The following is a 16,565-nucleotide window of genomic DNA, read 5'->3' on the forward strand; positions in this document are numbered from 1 at the left end:
CACCTTCTCCCCGCCTGCGCGGGGAGAAGGAAGATGTTCACACCGCGCCGAAGATGACGCTGGCGTTGGTGCCGCCGAAGCCGAAGGAGTTCGACAGGGCGTAGCGTACGGAGCGCTGCCTGGGCTGCTTGGGCACCAGGTCGATGTCGCAGCCCTCGGACGGGTCGTCGAGGTTGAGCGTCGGCGGCACGACCTGGTCGGTGATCGACTTCACGGCGAAGATCGCCTCGATCGCGCCGGCGGCGCCCAGCAGGTGGCCGGTGGCCGACTTGGTCGAGGACATCGACAGCTTGTAGGCGTCGGCGCCGAACAGGCGCTTGACCGCGCCGAGCTCGATCTCGTCGCCCAGCGGCGTGCTGGTGCCGTGCGCGTTGACGTAGTCGATGCTGTCGGTGCCCAGCCCGGCGCGCTTGAGCGCCGCCTTCATCGAGCGGAAGCCGCCGTCACCATCCTCGGCCGGCGCCGTGATGTGATAGGCGTCGCCCGACAGGCCGTAGCCCAGCACCTCGGCATAGATCTTCGCGCCGCGCTTGCGGGCGTGCTCGTATTCCTCGAGCACGACCGCGCCGGCGCCCTCGCCCATGACGAAGCCGTCGCGGCCCTTGTCCCAGGGACGCGAGGCCTTCTCGGGCGTGTCGTTGTAGCCGGTCGACAGCGCCTTGCAGGCGTTGAAGCCGGCGATGCCGATGCGGCAGACCGCGGCCTCGGCGCCGCCGGCGACCATGACGTCGGCATCATCGAGCGCGATCAGGCGGGCGGCATCGCCGATGGCGTGCGCGCCGGTCGAGCAGGCCGTAACGACGGCGTGGTTGGGACCCTTGAAGCCGAACTTGATCGAGACCTGGCCGGAGACCAGGTTGATCAGCGCCGAGGGGATGAAGAACGGGCTCAGCCGTCGCGGGCCGCGCTCCTTGAGCGTCACCGAGCCCTCGTAGATCGTGTTCAGGCCACCGATGCCCGAGCCGATCATCACGCCGGTGCGCTGCTTCTCTTCCTCGCCGGGATTGTCCCAGCCGGCGTCGGCGACCGCCTGCGCGGCGGCGGCGACGCCGTAGATGATGAACTGGTCGACCTTCCGCTGGTCCTTGGGCAGCATGTAGAGGTCGGCGTTGAAATGGCCGTTGGCCTTGTCGCCCAGCGGCACATTGCCGGCGATCTTGGTCGGCAGGTCCGTCACGTCGAAGCTCTGGATCGGCCGGATGCCCGACTTCGACTCAAGCAGCCCGCGCCACGTCGTGTCGACGCCGTCGCCCAGCGGCGTCACCATGCCCATGCCCGTCACGACCACGCGTCGCATCGGCTCTCCTCAGTCCCTCGATGAATTCCGGCAGACATGCGAACGCCGGCCATCGCCGATGGCCGGCGCCGGCACGAGCCCGCTCAGGAATTGGTCTCGATGAACTTGATGGCGTCGCCGACGGTCTGGATCTTCTCCGCGGCGTCGTCGGGGATCTCCACGCCAAACTCTTCCTCAAAGGCCATGACCAGCTCGACGGTGTCGAGGCTGTCGGCGCCCAAATCGTCGATGAACTTCGCCTCCGGCTTCACCTGGCCGTCCTCTACGCCGAGATGCTCGATGACGATCTTCTTCACGCGGTCGGCGACGTCGCTCATTGTTCTTCCCTCACTCGAGATCTCTCGTCGCCGTTGCGTCGGCGCCGTTCACAAGATGCGGCCGCCGAATGCGACCACGCGTTCCGCCGACGGGGAGCCGGCAGCAATCGTGGCGCTTCGTAACACGTTTCCTTGGGCAAGGCCAGCGGCCAAGACCGGAGCGAAATCAAGGAGATGCGGGGATTCGCCCGGTTCGCGAGAGCGCGATCCGATCGAATGGAATTGCTGAACCACTAGCTTCCCCCGGAGGGGGAAGGTGGCGCGAAGCGCCGGATGGGGGATGTCGAAGACGAACGCATGAGTCCGTCTTCGACATCCCCCTTCCGCCCTGCGGGCACCTTCCCCCTCCGGGGGAAGGTAGTTTGACCTAGCCGAGACCGGCGACGTATTTCGACACCGCGTCGCGCGCGGCCTGGACGGCGGTCTCGGCCTCGCCGCGGCGCTTGGCCAGCGCCTCGAGCTCGGTCTCCTGGCGGTCGAGCGTGGCGAGGTAGCGCCGGTGCAGGTCGGTGCCCGAGGGCACGCGGCCGAGGTTGTCGCGGATGCGCGCCTGCTCCTGCACGATGCGCTGGCGCTGGCCGTCGAGTTCGCCCAGCACCTTCGACGCCGCGACCACCGCGCCCTGCAGCTGGATCAGCCGGCCAAGCGCGTCGCGCGTCTTCTGGTCGAACTCGCGGGCGCGCGCGAAGTAGCGCACCTGCTCGACGTCGGCGCTGACCAGCGCCAGCTGCTGCGACACCGTCTGCTCCTGGACGATCTCGAAGCTGTAGACCTCGCCGCCCTTCAGGTCGAACGGCACGCGATACTTGCCCTCGATCTGGCCGATGTCGGGATTGACCGGCTTGGTCAGCTTCCAGCCGGACAGCTTCGGGTTCTCGATCAGCAGCTGGCGGCCCTCGCGCGCCGGCGCGCGCACGCGATAGGTCGCGGTCTGGCGCTGCAGGGTCTCGTACTTCAGCACGCCGCCTGAGATGCTGCCGCGCACCAGCGTGTCGGTGCGCGCGCTCTCGCGCTCGACGCTGATCTTCTGGTCGAGCGCGTAGGACAGCAGGCGGTTCTCGCCCGGCGGCAGCGCCGCCAGCCGCGCGTCGCCGACATAGGTGATGTCGCCCGAGCCCGGCGCGCCGTGGCGCTCGTAGATCGTGATCACGCCCGGCGGCAGGCCGCTGCCGCCGTCGTTCATCAGCCGCACCGAGGCGAGCGGATTGCGCGGGCTGGTTTCCGGCTGGTAGAGCGCCTGGCGCTTGATCGGCACATCGCCGTTGATGATCGGCACCGACAGGGTGCGGCCGTTGCCGACCGTGACCGGCGTCGGGAAGCGGAACAGCACCTGGGTCAGCGCCTCCTGCGCCGCGACCGACTCGGCGGGCACCGCCAGATTGGTCGGCAGCGTGCGCTCGACGCGGTCGGCAGCGCCGCCCATGCCGACGGCGCGGCCATCGGCGCGCGACTGTGCCGGCGCCCCCGGCGCCATGCGCGGCGCGGGTGCCGACGCCGGCGCCGGCGGTGGCGGTGGATATGGCGTCTGCCCCTGATCGACATTGGGCAGCAGGCGGCCGACGACCTCGACCGGCGCCTCCGGCCGATCGACGTAGTAGGCGCGATACAGCGCCTGGCGGAACATCACCGGCTGGCCCGAGACCAGGGTGAGCTCGACGTTCTTCCAGTCCTGGCCGCTGAGATTCTCGACCACCGCCCAGCCCTGCAGCTGCGCCTTGGTCGCGGCGTCGTCGGACGGCATGGTCAGGCGGTACGACGCCTTCCACAGCGGCGCGCTGACGATATAGGCGACGCGCACCGTGCGCCGGTCCTTGCCCTTCGAGGTCAGCTCGATGGTGCGCGCGTCCTTGGCGCGGTTGTTGGCGACGGCGGCCAGCGCGCGCTGCACCTGCTCGCGCAGCGCCGGGTCGGCGAACTGCAGGTTCTCCGCCTCCTCCAGCACGAATTGCTGCAGGCCCTTGTCGGTCATCATGGTGACGCGGTTGCGCGTCTGCAGCGCGCGGCGATCGGGCGTCATGACGGTCTCGGGCGTCACCGCCACGACGCGGCCGGTCATGGCGCGCGCGCCGCCGACGCTGATCTCCGCGCCGCGCAGCGCGTTGAGCAGCGCCGCCGGCGAGCCCAGCGCGCCCTGGTCGAACGGCAGGTCCTTGAAGGTCTGCGACAGCGGCTCGCGGCCGGCGAGGTTCAGGCCGCCCACCCCGCCCTTGTCGTCGTAGACGACGAGGCTCTTGAGCACGTCGTCGACCTGGTCGAGGCCGACGGTGAGCTTCAGCGAGGCGTCGCCCTCGACCGAGACCTCGTACTCGAAATAGCCGACGCCGCCGGAGGACAGCATCACCCGCTTGAGCGCCAGCTCCTGGGCCAAGGTCGAGGCCGACATCAAAAGGGCGGCTCCCAGGGCCGCCAGTCCAAGCACGCGAGGGACGCGGATGATGGATGCGGCAACCATGGGATCTCCCCGATCAGTCAATGGCAGCGGATGATGGCGCGGCGATATTGTCACCTTTGCGGCGTCGCGGCGATAAGGCCGTGCAGCGCTTGACCCTGTCGCGGGGCGCACCTATACCGCGTGGCGCCAGCGATGCCGGCCCGATGGCAGAATGGCTATGCAGAGGACTGCAAATCCTTTTATGTCGGTTCGATTCCGGCTCGGGCCTCCAGCGCGCGGCCACCAGCGCGCGGACAGGGGAGAATCCGCTTGCAAGCGCCTGCGGCGTCTGCAAGAAACCGCCCCGCGCCGGGCGGACGCTGACGTCGTCCGCGCTGCCGTGATCCGGAGTAGCTCAGTGGTAGAGCAGGCGGCTGTTAACCGCCGGGTCGGGGGTTCGAATCCCTCCTCCGGAGCCAACCTTGGGTTTTGGCACGACCTTCAATCGGACAGCTCCAACACTTGGCAGCCTTGCTAGTGAGCCTCAGCCTTGAGGGTTTCGTCGATTGCCGACAGGACGGACTGGACTTCACTCGGTGTCGGCTCTGCACCCAGGTCGCCATGCACGATCCGGTTCCTAAGGTCCACGAGACCTCGCAGCCGACGCTCGGTCTCGGGTTCGATTAGCCCGTTCATCGCAAGCGATTGGATCACCGTACCTGCTGCCCTGGGTCGACCAGCTTCCTCCTTGCTTTGGGAGTTCAGCACCGCTTCCAAAAGCGACCATGCCAGCACGAACGCGGCTTGGCGGTCCGCAAGCGCCTTCAGTTCGTTCATTCGCCTCCGGATCTCGGCCGGCTGCATTGGAGGGATGGCGCCAGAAAGCAGCGCCTCGTTTCCCATGAACATCACATTGAATCGCCAATCGTCGTGTCCGTCGAACAGGCGCCGAATCTTTCGCAGTGACATATCGGCCGCCGGCGTCTGATTGCGCTTCACTTCGATAGCGATGCTGATGCCGCCCTTGCGCGCGATGGCATCCGGTACGTAAGTGCCAAGGAAGTCTGGCAGATCTGACCGCTGGGGTGAGATCGTGAACGTGAATCCGTCAGCCTCATACCGAGGTCGCACACTCTCCAGGAACGCGACTTCGGCTTCTTGTGGCGACTTTTGAGTGGATGAACTCATTAGAGCCTCCTCCAGCTCAGATCGTCATCAACTCGAATATAGACAATAGGTGCCACCGCATCCAATGCCGCGGCAAGTTGGTCGCTGGGGTCGGAAAAGTCCCAATCGACGTTCGGTTCGAACTTCTGAACAACCACCCGCTCGATGACATTGTCGTTGAGGTAGGCCACACCAATCAGGCCATCCATGATGGGCTTCACAATGTTGTCGACGTCACCATCCATGGGAGCGCTTGGGAAGTAGTAAATCGTGAGGGAAAGCGCGCGATAGTCCAGGAAGCCCACATCATAGATCGCCTGCCGCCGCTCCAGACCCACGCGATAAACCTCCCCCTTCCAGCGGGCCCGCGAGCCCGGACTGGCTTGGAGGGATATCGGCACGCCTTCCAATACTAGCTCGAAAGGATAGGGAAACTCGTCGTCCGGCATCTTGCTCTTTTTCTAGACCGCGCCTCCGAAAGTCCATCAGAACTCGGGCAATTTCAATACGGCGGCATAAGCGGTCCACTAGCACGGTTGGGTCGATGACCTTGCGACGGTGATGGCTGGGTTCGAACCCCTCCTCCGGAGCTATTTCGGCTCAGACCTACGCGCACCGATTCAAGAGCCTTTGCCCCCGAGCACTTCCGCCTGTCGACGTGCTCAGAGTAAATCGGCAAGGCGCACGGCTTCTCAGAGCGTCGGCGGTCCTTTTGAGGCATTGCTCTGCCGCTGAAGGAGGACATACCCTGCTGCGTTCGCAGTTCATATGGCCTGGGACGCAGCAAACTAATGATCCCCACCCAATCCCTTCCCGCAGGCTGGCCGAACGACAAGCCGCTGGCGATTTCGGTGAGCGTCATGCTCGAAGGTTGGACCGACGATTCCGCGCCGGGCATCGGACCGATGGGCAATCCGCTGCGGGCGGGCGTGCTCGACCGGCAAGGCCGCTCGTGGGCGGAGTACGGTCCGAAGGTCGGCGCATGGCGGCTGCTCGACGTTCTCGCGAGCCAGAAGCAGCGCGCCGTCTTCTATGTGAGCGGCATTGTCGCCGAGCGCTATCCCGAGCTGATGCGCGCCATCGTCGGCGCCGGCCATGTCGTGGCCGCCCATGGCTGGGGCCAGAACATCATCCCCTCCTATCAGACGGCGGAGGAGGAAGCGCACGACCTCAAGCGCTGCGTCGAGGCCATCGCGCAATCCACCGGCAGCCCGCCGCCGGGCTGGCTCAGTCCGCGCTGCACGCCGAGCGAGCGCACGTCGGCGTTGCTGGCGAAGGCAGGCTTCCTCTGGCATGCCGACTTCTTCGACACCGACCTGCCGCGCCGCCACACGACGGCGTCAGGCGCGATTGCGGCCGTGCCGTTCACCATGGAAGTGAACGACATGCCGCTCTACATCCGCTACGGCGCCGAACCCGAGGCGTTCACGCGCATCCTCGAACGCATCGTCGCCAATTGGCCGCTTCTCGGCCGGCCAGCGGGCTGCCTCGACATTACGGTGCATGCGCATGTGTTCGGCCGGCCGATGGGCGCGATCGAGTTCCTGAATTCGCTGGAACTGGTGAAACGCTACAGCGAGTGGGCGTGGCTCACCGACCATCGCGCGCTCGCCGAGCTCGTCGCGATATCGTAACGTCGCCATAAAGGGAGATACCTCATGGCCATTTCACTCTACGACCTCAGCGTCACGTCGTTCCTGCAGGTTCTCGGCGGCGTCGAGGGCTTTCTCGCCAAGGGACTCGCGCATTGCCAGGAGAAGGGACTCGATCCCGACGAGATCGTGGAGACGAGGCTGTTTCCCGACATGGCGCCGTTCCGCTTCCAGGTCGTCTCGGCTGCGCACCACTCCGCCGGCGGCGTCAGGGGCGCGATAGAAGGCGCCTTCTCGCCGCCCAAGCCCGTAGGCGAGGACTATGCCGATCTTCAGAAGCTGGTGAGCGACGCTCGCGCCTCGCTCGAGGCGATCAAGCCCGACGAGGTGAACGGCATCGAGGGCAAGGACGTGATCTTCACGGTCGGCGACCGCAAGATCCCGTTCAAGGCAGAGGGCTTCCTGATGTCGTTCTCGCTGCCGAACTTCTATTTCCATGCCACGACGGCGTACGACATCCTGCGCCAGAAGGGCGTGCCGCTCGGCAAGCGCGACTTCCTCGGCAAGCTGCGGATCGCGGGCGCCTAGCTGCCGGTCAGTGCCTGGCAGGCGAGGTCGCGCATCAGGTAGCGGTACGGCAGTCGCGCGGCCTGCGGCTGCATGGCGATCGGCGAATCGTTCCTGGCGCGCGCGACGCGGCACCGCACCAACCAGGTTGTGTGCCGGTGAATCGGGCCCGCTTGGATCGATGGCGCCGAGCTCTGCATTGCCCCACATGGCTGCGTAAGAGCGGACAGCGCTGGACGCCCGAGTCTGGCGAGGAACAGACATCCGATTATTTGCCTAGGCGCATCAATCCAAGCAGCTAAGATGTCCTTGCGGCGCTCTCGACCGGGGGGAGCCAATGAAGCGGCGCGAAATCATTTCGCTGCTCGGCGGCGCAGGTATGTGGCCGCTGAGCGCGGGCGCACAGCAGAAGGACTTGCCGCTGATCGGCATCCTCATGCTGGCCACGCCCCAGGACAACGGGGCCCAGGAAGCCCTGGTGGCCTTTTTCAAGGGCCTCGATGTCCTTGGGTGGAAAACTGGCAGGACAATTCGCATCGAGGTTCGCTGGGGAGCTGGCCAGGTGGCGAACCTGGAGCGTTATGCCGCCGAGCTCGTGGCTCTCAGGCCCGACGTGATACTTGCCAACGGAACACCGGCTGTTGTCGCGTTCAAGAAGGCAACCGAATCCATCCCGATCGTCTTCGCGATGTCGCGAAATCCGGTCGAGCTGGGCCACGTCAGGAGTCTGGCGCGACCTGGCGGCAACATCACCGGCTTCACCTACGTCACCACTGAGTTGATCGGCAAATGGTGGAGCCTCCTCACGTTGGCCGCACCCTCGACCAAAAAAGCCGGGCTATTCTACCATCCAACGATCAACCCACAGTACCTTCAGGACTTGCGAAATCTGCGCTCCATATTGCCGAGCGCGATCGACATTGTGGCGTCTCCGGTAGAGAGCATCGATGCGCTTCATGCCGCAATGGCCGACCTCGGCCGCACGAAAGGCGGAGCCGGCATTGTGGCGGCAGATGCCTTCATGTTTGCTCATGGCAAGGAGACCGCGGCCCTGGCGTTGCAGTACCGCCTGCCGACGATCTCGGTCTTCCTGACATATGTCGGCGAGGGCGGTCTCATGGCCTATGGGCCCGATACCAATGAGATCTTTCGGCGCTCGGCGTCTTACGTCGATCGCATACTCAAAGGCGAGAAGGCCGCCGACCTGCCGGTACAGCAGCCAGAGAAGTTCGGTTTCGGTATCAACTTGAGAGCTGCCAAGGCGCTTGGCCTTACTGTTTCGCCGTCTCTGTTCGCCCTTGCCGACGAAGTAGTCGAGTAAAGCGGCGAACGCCGCGGTCGCGAATCCGAGTTGTGTCGATCGCGGGCGCCGTCGAACGATCAATCAGCGTACAATCTGGAGCGCTTGGGTGACGAAGGCGCGACGAGAGCAATTGAAGGGCAATTTGACCGTTGGCATCGCCGATTTGCCGATCGTCGAGCCAACAATGCGCTAAAGGCGCAGTGCATTCCCTCCTCCGGAGCCAACCTCCCCGTCGCGCATCGAACTCAACCGATACTGCCGGCAAAGCGTTCGGCCAGGCGCTGACGTCGGAACGCTTCGACGATGAAGTCGACGAAGGCGCGCGTCTTGGCTGGCATCAATGTACGGGTCGCGTAGTAGAGCGAGATCGCGCCGGCATCCGCGTACCAGCGCGGCATGAGCCGGATCAGCGTGCCATTCTCCAGATCGTGCAGCACATCGGGCACGGCGATCATCGCCACGCCGAGTCCCAGCTGCGCGGCCTCGCGCATCGCCGCCGGATCGTTCACCACGATGGATTCGTCGAGCCGCTCCACCATCTCGACACCGGAGGCGTCGCGCATGGTCCAGTGGCGGACGCGTCCCGTGCGCTGCGAGCGCATCACGATGCCGTCCAACGCAGCAAGCAGCGATGGATCGGTCGGTGATACGCGACCCGCCATGTACCCGGGCGACGCGACGGCCACGATGTGCGCCGGCGCAATCGCCCGCGCCACAACACCCGACGCCAGTTCGAAGCCACCGCCGATCGCGGCGTCATAGGATTCGCCGATCAGGTCGACAGTGCGATTCTCGAAGTGCCAATCCGGCCGGATCCGGGGATAGCGCGATCGAAACGCCGGCAACAGCGGCAGGACGTGCGCGATACCGAAGGTCGGTGCCATGCTGACCTTCAGGACACCGGCGGGTTCCGCCGAGTCGGTCGCGACGTTGGCGATCGCCGTCTGCAACGCTTCAAGGCTGCCGCCGATAGACAGCAGGAACCGTTCGCCGGCCTCGGTCAGGGTCAGCCGTCGCGTCGAGCGCTGGAAGAGGCGCACGCCGAGATTACGCTCCAGCATCGCGACGTTGCGGCTGACCGCCGCCGGCGTCAGCGAGAGGCGCCGCGAGGCCTCGGAGAAGCTGCCGCCTTCAGCGCTGCGGACGAAGGATTCGAGATTGGCGAGCGTTTCCATGGACTCATTTTCAATGATTCATTGAAATATTTGCAAGAGATTACCGCCTAATCTAATTGCAATGAACCATGCAGGTTGGGCCCAGCACAATCGGAGGTCCCGACCATGATCGACATCGCTGCTTCACCTCAGGCGTCCCTCGCCACCCTCGCCGGCAAGGTCGCCCTTGTCACCGGCGGCTCGCGATCCATTGGTGCCGCCATCGCACGGCGCCTGGCGGCCGACGGCGCGGCCGTTGCCCTGACCTACAGCGCCTCACCAGACAAAGCGGCCGCCGTCGTCGCCGAGATCGAGGCGACCGGCGGTCGGGCGTTCGCCATCCGCGCCGACGCCGGCGATCCCGCCGCCGTGCGCGCGGCGGTCGCCAGGACGGTCGAGGCTTTCGGCGGCATCGACATCCTGGTCAACAACGCCGGGCTGGCTCTGGGCGGACCGATCGATCAGATCGCGATGGCCGACTACGATCGCATGATCGCGGTCAACGTCACCGGAGTCTTCGTCGCCACCCAGGAGGCCGCGCGCCACATGCGGCCCGGCGGACGCATCATCCATATCGGCTCGTCGACCGTCCGCTACGTCGCCTTCGGCGGCGCGTCGCTTTACACCCTGACCAAGGGTGCGATCACCGGCTTCAACCGCAGCCTGGTGCGCGATCTCGGTCCGCGCGGCATCACCGTCAACACGGTGCATCCCGGTCCGACCGACACCGACATGAACCCGGCCGACGGCCCGGTGTCGCAGATCGTCGGCCCGGGCATCGCGCTGGGCCGCTACGGCAAGCCGGCCGAGATCGCCGGCGTCGTCGCCTACCTCGCCAGCCCGCAGGCGAGCTTCGTCACCGGCGCCGACATCGTCGCCGATGGCGGCCTGACCGCCTGATCCCATCGCATCCACTCCAAGGAGACACAGCCATGAGCAGCATCGGCATCATCGGCGCCGGCAATATCGGCCGGGCCTTCGCCAGCGCGCTGGCGCGCCACGGCATCCCCGCGACCCTGTCCAACAGCCGCGGCCCGGATTCGCTGCGCGACGTCGTGCGTACCATCGGCTCGACGATCACCGCCGGCACGCGCGAGGACGCCGCGGCGAAGGACATCGTCCTCGTCGCGGTGAACTGGTCCAGACTGCCCGCGGCCCTGGGCGGCCTGCCGGACTTCGCCGGCCGCGTCGTGATCGACGCCAACAATCCGATCGAGGCGCCCCTCTTCAAGCCGGCGGACCTTGACGGCCGCACATCGACGGCGGTGTTCGCCGAGCTCGTACCCGGCGCGCGCGTGGTCAAGGCGTTCAATCACCTGCCGCCGGATCTCCTCTCCGACGATCCGGCGGCTGAAGGCGGACGCCGCGTGCTGTTCTATTCGGGCGACGATGCGCGCGCGCGGGCCGAGGTCGGCAGCCTGATCGAACGGCTCGGCTTCTTCGGCCTCGATCTCGGGCCACTCTCGATCGGCGCGCCGCTGGCGCAGTTCCCCGGCGGCCCGCTGCCCGCGCTCAATCTCGTGAAGTTCGATCGCCCCGCGCCCGTGCCGCTTCCCTGACCGGAACAGCGCTTCGAGACCAGCCGGGGGTGAAGGATGGTGAACCTTTGTCGGGTTATCGGCGTCACGTGCGCGGACGGTCGATAACGGAAAATCCTTCACCATCCTTCACCCCTCGCCGGATCAGCCGCCGTAACGGGGATCGTCGGTGTAGCCCGGGCGGATCAGGTGGACGCCGTCGAAGCCGGTCTTTCCGGTCCGCGCTTGCCGTCTGCCTTCAAACCCCCGATCGCTCATCGTCTGGCTGAAGCGCTTGAGGCTGCCGGGATGTTCGCCGGCGCGTTCGGCCCAGGCCTTCCACGAGGCGAAGAGGTCGGCGGTGGTCTCGTAGGCGGTCTCGCGGCGCTGCACGCATTCGCCGAGCCACTGGCCGAAGGCGTCCTCGGCCTCGATGTACTGCGCCGTGGCGGCGCGCACGGCGTGCGGGACCATCAGCCCGTGGCGCTGCCACTCGATGCAGCCCTCGATCATCCAGGCGAGGATGGCGGGCCACTCCGCCCGCAGCCTGGCGGCAAGCGACGGGTCGCGTTCGGCGGGCGGAATGGTGACGGCGAACGGGATCAGATGCAGGCGCCGGCGGATCGCCTCGTCGACGCTGCGCAGGCTGGGCTTGTGGTTGCCGGCGATCAGCAGCTTGAACTGCGGCACGTACTCGAAGAAATCCTGGCGCATGAAGCGCGCCGCTATCCTGTCGCCGCCGGTCAGCGCCTTGATGCGCGACTCGGCCCAGCGGCGGCCCTGCTCGGTCTCGACGGCGCTCACCAGGCGCGCGCCGCGCAGCATGGCGAGCTCGGTCGGGTGGCGCTCGAGCGCGCTGTCGGTGAAGGTCTCGATCGGCGCCGTCCGCGCGTAGTCGCCGAGGATGCCGGCGATGGTGTTGATGAACACGCTCTTGCCGTTGGCGCCGGTGCCGTGGGCGAAGGCGAGGATCTGCTCGTCGGTGCGGCCGGTGAGTATGTAGCCGCTGAGCCGCTTGAGGTAGCCGATCAGCTCTGCGTCGTCGCCGGTGACGCGCCGCAGGAAGGCGGCCCAGTTCGGCGCGCTCGCCGTCCGGTCGGGCGCGACCGCCGTGATCCGGGTCAGGCAGTCGGCGGGATCGTGCGGCCGGCAGAAGCCGGTCTTCAGATGGACCACGCCGGCCGGCGTGTTGAGCAGCATCGGGTCGACGTCCCACTGCTCGACGGTGGCCGCCATGCGGCGATCGGCCTGCGCCATGCGCTCGACCGCGGCCACGGTCCTGGCCGAGGTCAGCCCGATGGCGACGCGGCTGTCGGTCGCCGAGGCGGCGCGCCAGCGGCAGACGCGGCGCGCCTGGTTGAAGGCGAACAGCGTACTTTCCTGCCGCCAGCGCCCGTCGGCGTAATGCATCCAGGCGCCCCAGCCGGCGACGTAGCGCAGCAGGTCGGCGTGGATCGTCGCGAAGTCCAGGGCCAGCGCGTCGTCGGAGAACACCGGCGCGTCGCTCTCCAGGTCGAGCTCCGCCCGCTCGGCGGTCTCGGCGCTCATCTTGCGGCCGCCTGCACCCGCTCGACGATGGCCTCGAGCCAGACGCGCTGCTTGTCGGTGAGCGCGAAGCGCGCGCGGGCGATGTCGTGGAGGAACTTGCGCTCGCGCGACTTGAGGATCGCGGCGCCGACGCGCAGGCACCAGGCGGCCCTGCCCTGCGGCGATGTCGCGTCCCTGGGCGGATCGGGCGGCGCATCGGCGGCGGCCGCGCGCCGGACGATCTCCGCCAGGGCATGCAGGTCGAGCCCGGCGGCCCCCAGGGTGCGCGTGATCGCGCCACAGGCGGCGACCTTCTCGCCGTCGTGCGGCGAGCTCAGCAGCAGGATCAGCTGGCCGAGCCGCTCGAGGATCTGCGGCGTCAGCGGGGCGGTGCCAGGCATCGGCTCAGCCCGGGCACGAGGCCCCGCTCCTTCGGATCGGCGTAGTTCAGGATTGTCGTCATCTCATCACCTTCGGCACCTGTCATCCCGAGCGCAGCGAGGGATCCAGGCAACCCGCGTAGATCCCTCGCTGCGCTCGGGATGACAGTCCGCTGTCATGTCGAGCGCAGCGAGACATCCAGGACCCGCCTGGATTCCTCGCAGCGCTCGGGATGACAAACCGTTGTCATGTCGAGCGCAGCGAGACATCCAGGGCAGGCCTGGAGTCCGCGCTTGACCCGAGGTGATTAAGCTTGGTCGGGCTTGCCCGAGGAAGGGACCGCGGCGTTACCGAAAGCCCCCCGCAGCAAACGGTACGTCGATTCCGGCAGGTAGAGGTCGAGCTCGCCGCCCACCGCCTTGCGCGCCGCCGACACCTTCTGGCGCAGCGCGTCCGGCTTCTTGATCGACTGGAAGCGCCGGGGCAGCTCGCGCCGCGCCACCTCCGGCCGGGTCAGCGTCTTGGTCGGCAGCCTGCCCTTGTAGCGATCGACGGCGCGCAGCAGCCAAGCCTGCGCGATCTTGTCGGGCCACAGCAGGACGGGCAGCAGGCCGGCGCCGCTCTGCAGCCCGGCGCGGAACACCTCGGTCATCTCCGCATCGGTCAGCCATTGCTCGCGCCTGCGGCCGCCGCGGCGGAACTCGGGCGCGTATTCGTGCAGCAGCATGATCGCCAGGTCGCTCCACGCGGCCAGCTTGCGCTCGGTCGATCCGTGCCGGCCGTGCGCCTCGGCGAACCGGTCCGCCAGGTCGAAGCGCGCAAGCACCGCCAGCAATCGCGGATCCGGCCTGCTCACGGTGCCCTCAGCATCGCTGTCATCTCCACTACTTCAGTCCTGTTGCAGTCAGCACAATCCCGCGATCACCGCTTCCCGCCATCCAAGCAGAGTGATAGCTTTCGCACCATCTCACGGTTGTACTGGGAATGGGCGACTCAGGCGGGGAGAACGTCATGGTGATCGTGTTCGAGAACTCGCACGGGCAGTACGACTTCGTGATCCAGACCAGCGTGGCCTTTGCCTTGTCCAAGCTGAATTACAGCCAGAGCGTGCCCGACACCCGGGTAGTGCCGTTTTCATCCACGCTCAACCTGTCGGCAGTGACCGGGCTGGCGCTGGTCGGGCATGGCAAGCCCGGCGCCATCGAGCGCTGGTCCGCCGACGAGATCGGGAACGCGCTGGCCCACCCGACGCTGGGCGTGACCGGCGCGCTGAAGAAGCTGGTCGTGACCTCCTGCTATGCCGGCGCGCAGGTGGGAGGCAAGGCCGGCACCTCCACGGTGGAGGTGCTGGCCAGCAAGCTGCGCGGTCGCGGCGTGGGCGGGCTGGAGATCGTCGGCTACAACGGTCCGAGCATCAAGAATGGCGAACTGGGCTTCTTTGCCAAGGTGGTGAACGACCCGACACCGGGCGCCGTCACCGCTTCCGCCGAGTTGGTCAATGCCCGCAGCCTGCAGGCTACCGCCAAGTCAAGTTCGGGCGTCACGTTTCCCTCGACGGTCGGCACCACCACCAACCTCGGCATCCTGGGCCCGATCGCCGCCACGGCGACCAAGGACTTCTACACGCAATTCATCGGCGCGCTCGACAATGCCACCCTGTTGCTGAAGGGCGACGACGTGGCGCGTGTGTGCGTGGTGATCGACTAGCCGACGTCGTCGGAGCCCGGCGCCCGCCCGTCTGGGGTCGTTGCGCCGCGCGGCCCGTCACAACGCGAGCCACTTTGTGTATCATGGCCTCAAAGGGGAGGCCGTCATGAGGTGGTGGTCTGTCGTCCTGATCGGCCTCGCACTGGCGTGGTCGACGACCGCGTGGTCCCAGGGTGAATCGCGCGTCGCCCTGGTCGTCGGCAACGGCGCCTATCAGAACGCCGAGGCGCTGAGGAATCCGGTGAATGACGCACGTGCGATGGCCGAGGTGCTGCGCGACGCCGGCTTCGATGTGATCCTGCGCGAGAATGCCACAAGGCGCGGCCTGCTCGAGGGGTTGCGCGAGTTCTCCGCCAAGTTGACGCCCGGCGGCGTCGGGCTGTTCTACTACGCCGGCCACGGCATGCAGGTGCGCGGCCTCAACTACCTGATCCCGGTCGACGCCGCGCTCAGCAACGAGGACGAGGTCAAGTATGAGACGCTTGACGTCAACGACGTGCTCAGCCGGCTCGACGAGGCGCGCGCCCGGCTCAGCCTGGTGATCCTCGACGCCTGCCGCGACAATCCCTTCGCGCGCCGCTTCCGCTCGACGAGCCGCGGCCTGGCGCAGACCGATGCGCCGCGCGGCACCGTCATCGCCTACGCCACGGCGCCGGGCGAGACCGCGGCCGATGGCGACGGCGCCAACGGGCTGTACACGACCGAGCTGCTCAAGGCGATCGTGATGCCCGGGCTGAAGCTCGAGGAAGTATTCAAGCGCACCATCGATGGCGTGGCCCGCGCATCGGGCAACAAGCAGACACCATGGGTCAGCTCGTCCTTCCGCGGCGAGTTCTATTTCCACGCCGCCGCAGCGGCGCAGCCGCCGGGATCCCCGGCCGCCACCCCGGCACCGCCGGGCGCCCCCGCCTTCGACGATCGCCAGCTCGAGCTCGCGATGTGGCAGTCAGCCGACAAGAGCGGCCAGGCCGGCGACTACAACGAGTATCTCAAGAAGTATCCCAACGGCCAGTTCGCCGGCATGGCGCGCAACCGGCTCGCCGCGCTGAAGAACAAGCCGGCACCCGGTGGTCAGGGTACGCCGGTCGCAACCCCCGTCGCCCCTGGTCCATCGACAGCGTTGCGCCGGGATGTGCCCGTTGCCACGCGCTGGGTCGACAACTGGGGCGCCGTGTACTCGATGACCCAGTCCGGCGATCGCTATCACTTCACCGCTTCGGGGCAGGGATGTCGCGGCTCCTATACGTCGCAGGGTACCAGCGTGGTAACCGGCCAACGGGTGGAGGTCAGCTACCGCACCGCCTACGCGGTCGGAATCTCCACGGTCGGAACCTGCACCGGGACGATCTCTGCCGACGGCAATCGCATCACGTCGAATTGTAGGGACTCGGTCTGCGGCTCCTTCCGGACGGTCATCGACCGGCGCTAGGCGCAAGCACGGCCAGCGATCACGGATCCGGCCTGCTCACGACGCCCGCGCCTTCCTCCTCGGTGTGCGGCGTCAGGATAGCGAACGAGTCGGGTTCATCAGCGTAGGTCGGGTCTTCCTTCTCCCCGCGAAGGCGGGGAGAAGGTGCCCGAAGGGCGGATGAGGGGCTTCGCGGAGTCTCGACAACGACGGTGATCGTCGTTGCGCGAGGAAGCCCCTCATCCGCCTCGCTGACG

Annotated in this window: 16 protein-coding genes and 2 tRNA genes; 9 read left to right on the forward strand and 9 right to left on the reverse strand. The window is 67.1% G+C overall.

Annotated elements, in window-relative coordinates; genetic code table 11:
- Window positions 1-37: 37 nt before the first annotated feature.
- The 3 genes from fabF to KF889_17080 all read right to left on the reverse strand — a co-directional run bounded on the left by fabF (window position 38) and on the right by KF889_17080 (window position 3,997).
- Window positions 38-1,297, reverse strand: coding sequence for a beta-ketoacyl-ACP synthase II (gene fabF, locus KF889_17070; protein ID MBX3501155.1), 1,260 nt, complete (start codon window positions 1,295-1,297; stop codon window positions 38-40).
- A gap of 83 nt (window positions 1,298-1,380) precedes the next feature.
- Window positions 1,381-1,614, reverse strand: a complete 234-nt coding sequence (locus KF889_17075) for an acyl carrier protein (GenBank protein MBX3501156.1) — start codon at window positions 1,612-1,614, stop codon at window positions 1,381-1,383.
- A 367-nt stretch (window positions 1,615-1,981) separates the two neighbouring features.
- Complete coding sequence (locus KF889_17080) at window positions 1,982-3,997, reverse strand: DUF4139 domain-containing protein (GenBank protein ID MBX3501157.1); 2,016 nt, start codon at window positions 3,995-3,997, stop codon at window positions 1,982-1,984.
- Window positions 3,998-4,203: 206 nt separating this feature from the next.
- Here KF889_17080 and KF889_17085 point away from each other — a divergent pair.
- Window positions 4,204-4,277, forward strand: a tRNA-Cys gene (locus KF889_17085).
- 112 nt (window positions 4,278-4,389) lie between these two features.
- Window positions 4,390-4,464, forward strand: a tRNA-Asn gene (locus KF889_17090).
- A gap of 55 nt (window positions 4,465-4,519) precedes the next feature.
- Here KF889_17090 and KF889_17095 read toward each other — a convergent pair.
- Both KF889_17095 and KF889_17100 read right to left on the reverse strand, forming a co-directional pair.
- On the reverse strand, window positions 4,520-5,173 hold the full coding sequence (locus KF889_17095) for a DUF86 domain-containing protein (GenBank protein ID MBX3501158.1): 654 nt from the start codon (window positions 5,171-5,173) through the stop codon (window positions 4,520-4,522).
- A complete protein-coding gene (locus tag KF889_17100; protein ID MBX3501159.1) occupies window positions 5,173-5,601 on the reverse strand; it encodes a RusA family crossover junction endodeoxyribonuclease in 429 nt (142 codons plus the stop codon). The genes KF889_17095 and KF889_17100 overlap by 1 nt, the downstream gene beginning before the upstream one ends.
- A 342-nt stretch (window positions 5,602-5,943) precedes the next feature.
- On the opposite strand from KF889_17100, the gene KF889_17105 reads away from it, so the two are divergent.
- The 3 genes from KF889_17105 to KF889_17115 all read left to right on the forward strand — a co-directional run bounded on the left by KF889_17105 (window position 5,944) and on the right by KF889_17115 (window position 8,632).
- The gene (locus KF889_17105) at window positions 5,944-6,786 is read left to right on the forward strand and encodes a polysaccharide deacetylase family protein (protein ID MBX3501160.1); all 843 of its coding nucleotides are present in this window, start codon (window positions 5,944-5,946) and stop codon (window positions 6,784-6,786) included.
- Between the two features lie 24 nt (window positions 6,787-6,810).
- Window positions 6,811-7,332: a DUF1993 domain-containing protein gene (locus KF889_17110; protein MBX3501161.1), complete on the forward strand. Its 522-nt coding sequence runs from the start codon at window positions 6,811-6,813 to the stop codon at window positions 7,330-7,332.
- A gap of 316 nt (window positions 7,333-7,648) precedes the next feature.
- The gene (locus KF889_17115; protein MBX3501162.1) at window positions 7,649-8,632 is read left to right on the forward strand and encodes an ABC transporter substrate-binding protein; all 984 of its coding nucleotides are present in this window, start codon (window positions 7,649-7,651) and stop codon (window positions 8,630-8,632) included.
- A gap of 227 nt (window positions 8,633-8,859) precedes the next feature.
- Here KF889_17115 and KF889_17120 read toward each other — a convergent pair whose 3' ends face one another.
- The gene (locus KF889_17120) at window positions 8,860-9,789 is read right to left on the reverse strand and encodes a LysR family transcriptional regulator (protein MBX3501163.1); all 930 of its coding nucleotides are present in this window, start codon (window positions 9,787-9,789) and stop codon (window positions 8,860-8,862) included.
- Between the two features lie 105 nt (window positions 9,790-9,894).
- Between KF889_17120 and KF889_17125 the strand changes: the two genes are divergently transcribed.
- On the forward strand, window positions 9,895-10,668 hold the full coding sequence (locus KF889_17125; GenBank protein MBX3501164.1) for a 3-oxoacyl-ACP reductase FabG: 774 nt from the start codon (window positions 9,895-9,897) through the stop codon (window positions 10,666-10,668).
- Window positions 10,669-10,700: 32 nt separating this feature from the next.
- Complete coding sequence (locus KF889_17130; GenBank protein ID MBX3501165.1) at window positions 10,701-11,327, forward strand: NAD(P)-binding domain-containing protein; 627 nt, start codon at window positions 10,701-10,703, stop codon at window positions 11,325-11,327.
- A 123-nt stretch (window positions 11,328-11,450) separates the two neighbouring features.
- On the opposite strand, the gene KF889_17135 is transcribed toward KF889_17130, so the two are convergent.
- The 3 genes from KF889_17135 to KF889_17145 form a co-directional block, all read right to left on the reverse strand.
- A complete protein-coding gene (locus tag KF889_17135) occupies window positions 11,451-12,833 on the reverse strand; it encodes a hypothetical protein (GenBank protein ID MBX3501166.1) in 1,383 nt (460 codons plus the stop codon).
- The gene (locus KF889_17140; protein ID MBX3501167.1) at window positions 12,830-13,213 is read right to left on the reverse strand and encodes a hypothetical protein; all 384 of its coding nucleotides are present in this window, start codon (window positions 13,211-13,213) and stop codon (window positions 12,830-12,832) included. Before KF889_17140 ends, KF889_17135 begins: the two co-directional genes overlap by 4 nt.
- A 287-nt stretch (window positions 13,214-13,500) precedes the next feature.
- The gene (locus tag KF889_17145) at window positions 13,501-14,049 is read right to left on the reverse strand and encodes a hypothetical protein (GenBank protein MBX3501168.1); all 549 of its coding nucleotides are present in this window, start codon (window positions 14,047-14,049) and stop codon (window positions 13,501-13,503) included.
- A 155-nt stretch (window positions 14,050-14,204) separates the two neighbouring features.
- Between KF889_17145 and KF889_17150 the strand changes: the two genes are divergently transcribed.
- Both KF889_17150 and KF889_17155 read left to right on the forward strand, forming a co-directional pair.
- Window positions 14,205-14,900 (forward strand): hypothetical protein, encoded by a 696-nt coding sequence (locus tag KF889_17150; GenBank protein ID MBX3501169.1) that lies wholly within the window; start codon window positions 14,205-14,207, stop codon window positions 14,898-14,900.
- 106 nt (window positions 14,901-15,006) lie between these two features.
- Window positions 15,007-16,329, forward strand: coding sequence for a caspase family protein (locus KF889_17155; protein ID MBX3501170.1), 1,323 nt, complete (start codon window positions 15,007-15,009; stop codon window positions 16,327-16,329).
- Window positions 16,330-16,565: the final 236 nt, after the last annotated feature.

It is taken from the genome of Alphaproteobacteria bacterium (genome assembly GCA_019635875.1).
Taxonomy (GTDB): domain Bacteria; phylum Pseudomonadota; class Alphaproteobacteria; order Reyranellales; family Reyranellaceae; genus JAFAZJ01.

Coding starts and splice junctions, on each gene's coding strand:
- fabF (MBX3501155.1), bottom strand. CDS start 1,297: ATGCGACGCGTGGTCGTGACGGGCATGGGCATGGTGACGCCGCTGGGC.
- KF889_17075 (MBX3501156.1), bottom strand. CDS start 1,614: ATGAGCGACGTCGCCGACCGCGTGAAGAAGATCGTCATCGAGCATCTC.
- KF889_17080 (MBX3501157.1), bottom strand. CDS start 3,997: ATGTCGGCCTCGACCTTGGCCCAGGAGCTGGCGCTCAAGCGGGTGATG.
- KF889_17095 (MBX3501158.1), bottom strand. CDS start 5,173: ATGAGTTCATCCACTCAAAAGTCGCCACAAGAAGCCGAAGTCGCGTTC.
- KF889_17100 (MBX3501159.1), bottom strand. CDS start 5,601: ATGCCGGACGACGAGTTTCCCTATCCTTTCGAGCTAGTATTGGAAGGC.
- KF889_17105 (MBX3501160.1), top strand. CDS start 5,944: ATGATCCCCACCCAATCCCTTCCCGCAGGCTGGCCGAACGACAAGCCG.
- KF889_17110 (MBX3501161.1), top strand. CDS start 6,811: ATGGCCATTTCACTCTACGACCTCAGCGTCACGTCGTTCCTGCAGGTT.
- KF889_17115 (MBX3501162.1), top strand. CDS start 7,649: ATGAAGCGGCGCGAAATCATTTCGCTGCTCGGCGGCGCAGGTATGTGG.
- KF889_17120 (MBX3501163.1), bottom strand. CDS start 9,789: ATGGAAACGCTCGCCAATCTCGAATCCTTCGTCCGCAGCGCTGAAGGC.
- KF889_17125 (MBX3501164.1), top strand. CDS start 9,895: ATGATCGACATCGCTGCTTCACCTCAGGCGTCCCTCGCCACCCTCGCC.
- KF889_17130 (MBX3501165.1), top strand. CDS start 10,701: ATGAGCAGCATCGGCATCATCGGCGCCGGCAATATCGGCCGGGCCTTC.
- KF889_17135 (MBX3501166.1), bottom strand. CDS start 12,833: ATGAGCGCCGAGACCGCCGAGCGGGCGGAGCTCGACCTGGAGAGCGAC.
- KF889_17140 (MBX3501167.1), bottom strand. CDS start 13,213: ATGCCTGGCACCGCCCCGCTGACGCCGCAGATCCTCGAGCGGCTCGGC.
- KF889_17150 (MBX3501169.1), top strand. CDS start 14,205: ATGGTGATCGTGTTCGAGAACTCGCACGGGCAGTACGACTTCGTGATC.
- KF889_17155 (MBX3501170.1), top strand. CDS start 15,007: ATGAGGTGGTGGTCTGTCGTCCTGATCGGCCTCGCACTGGCGTGGTCG.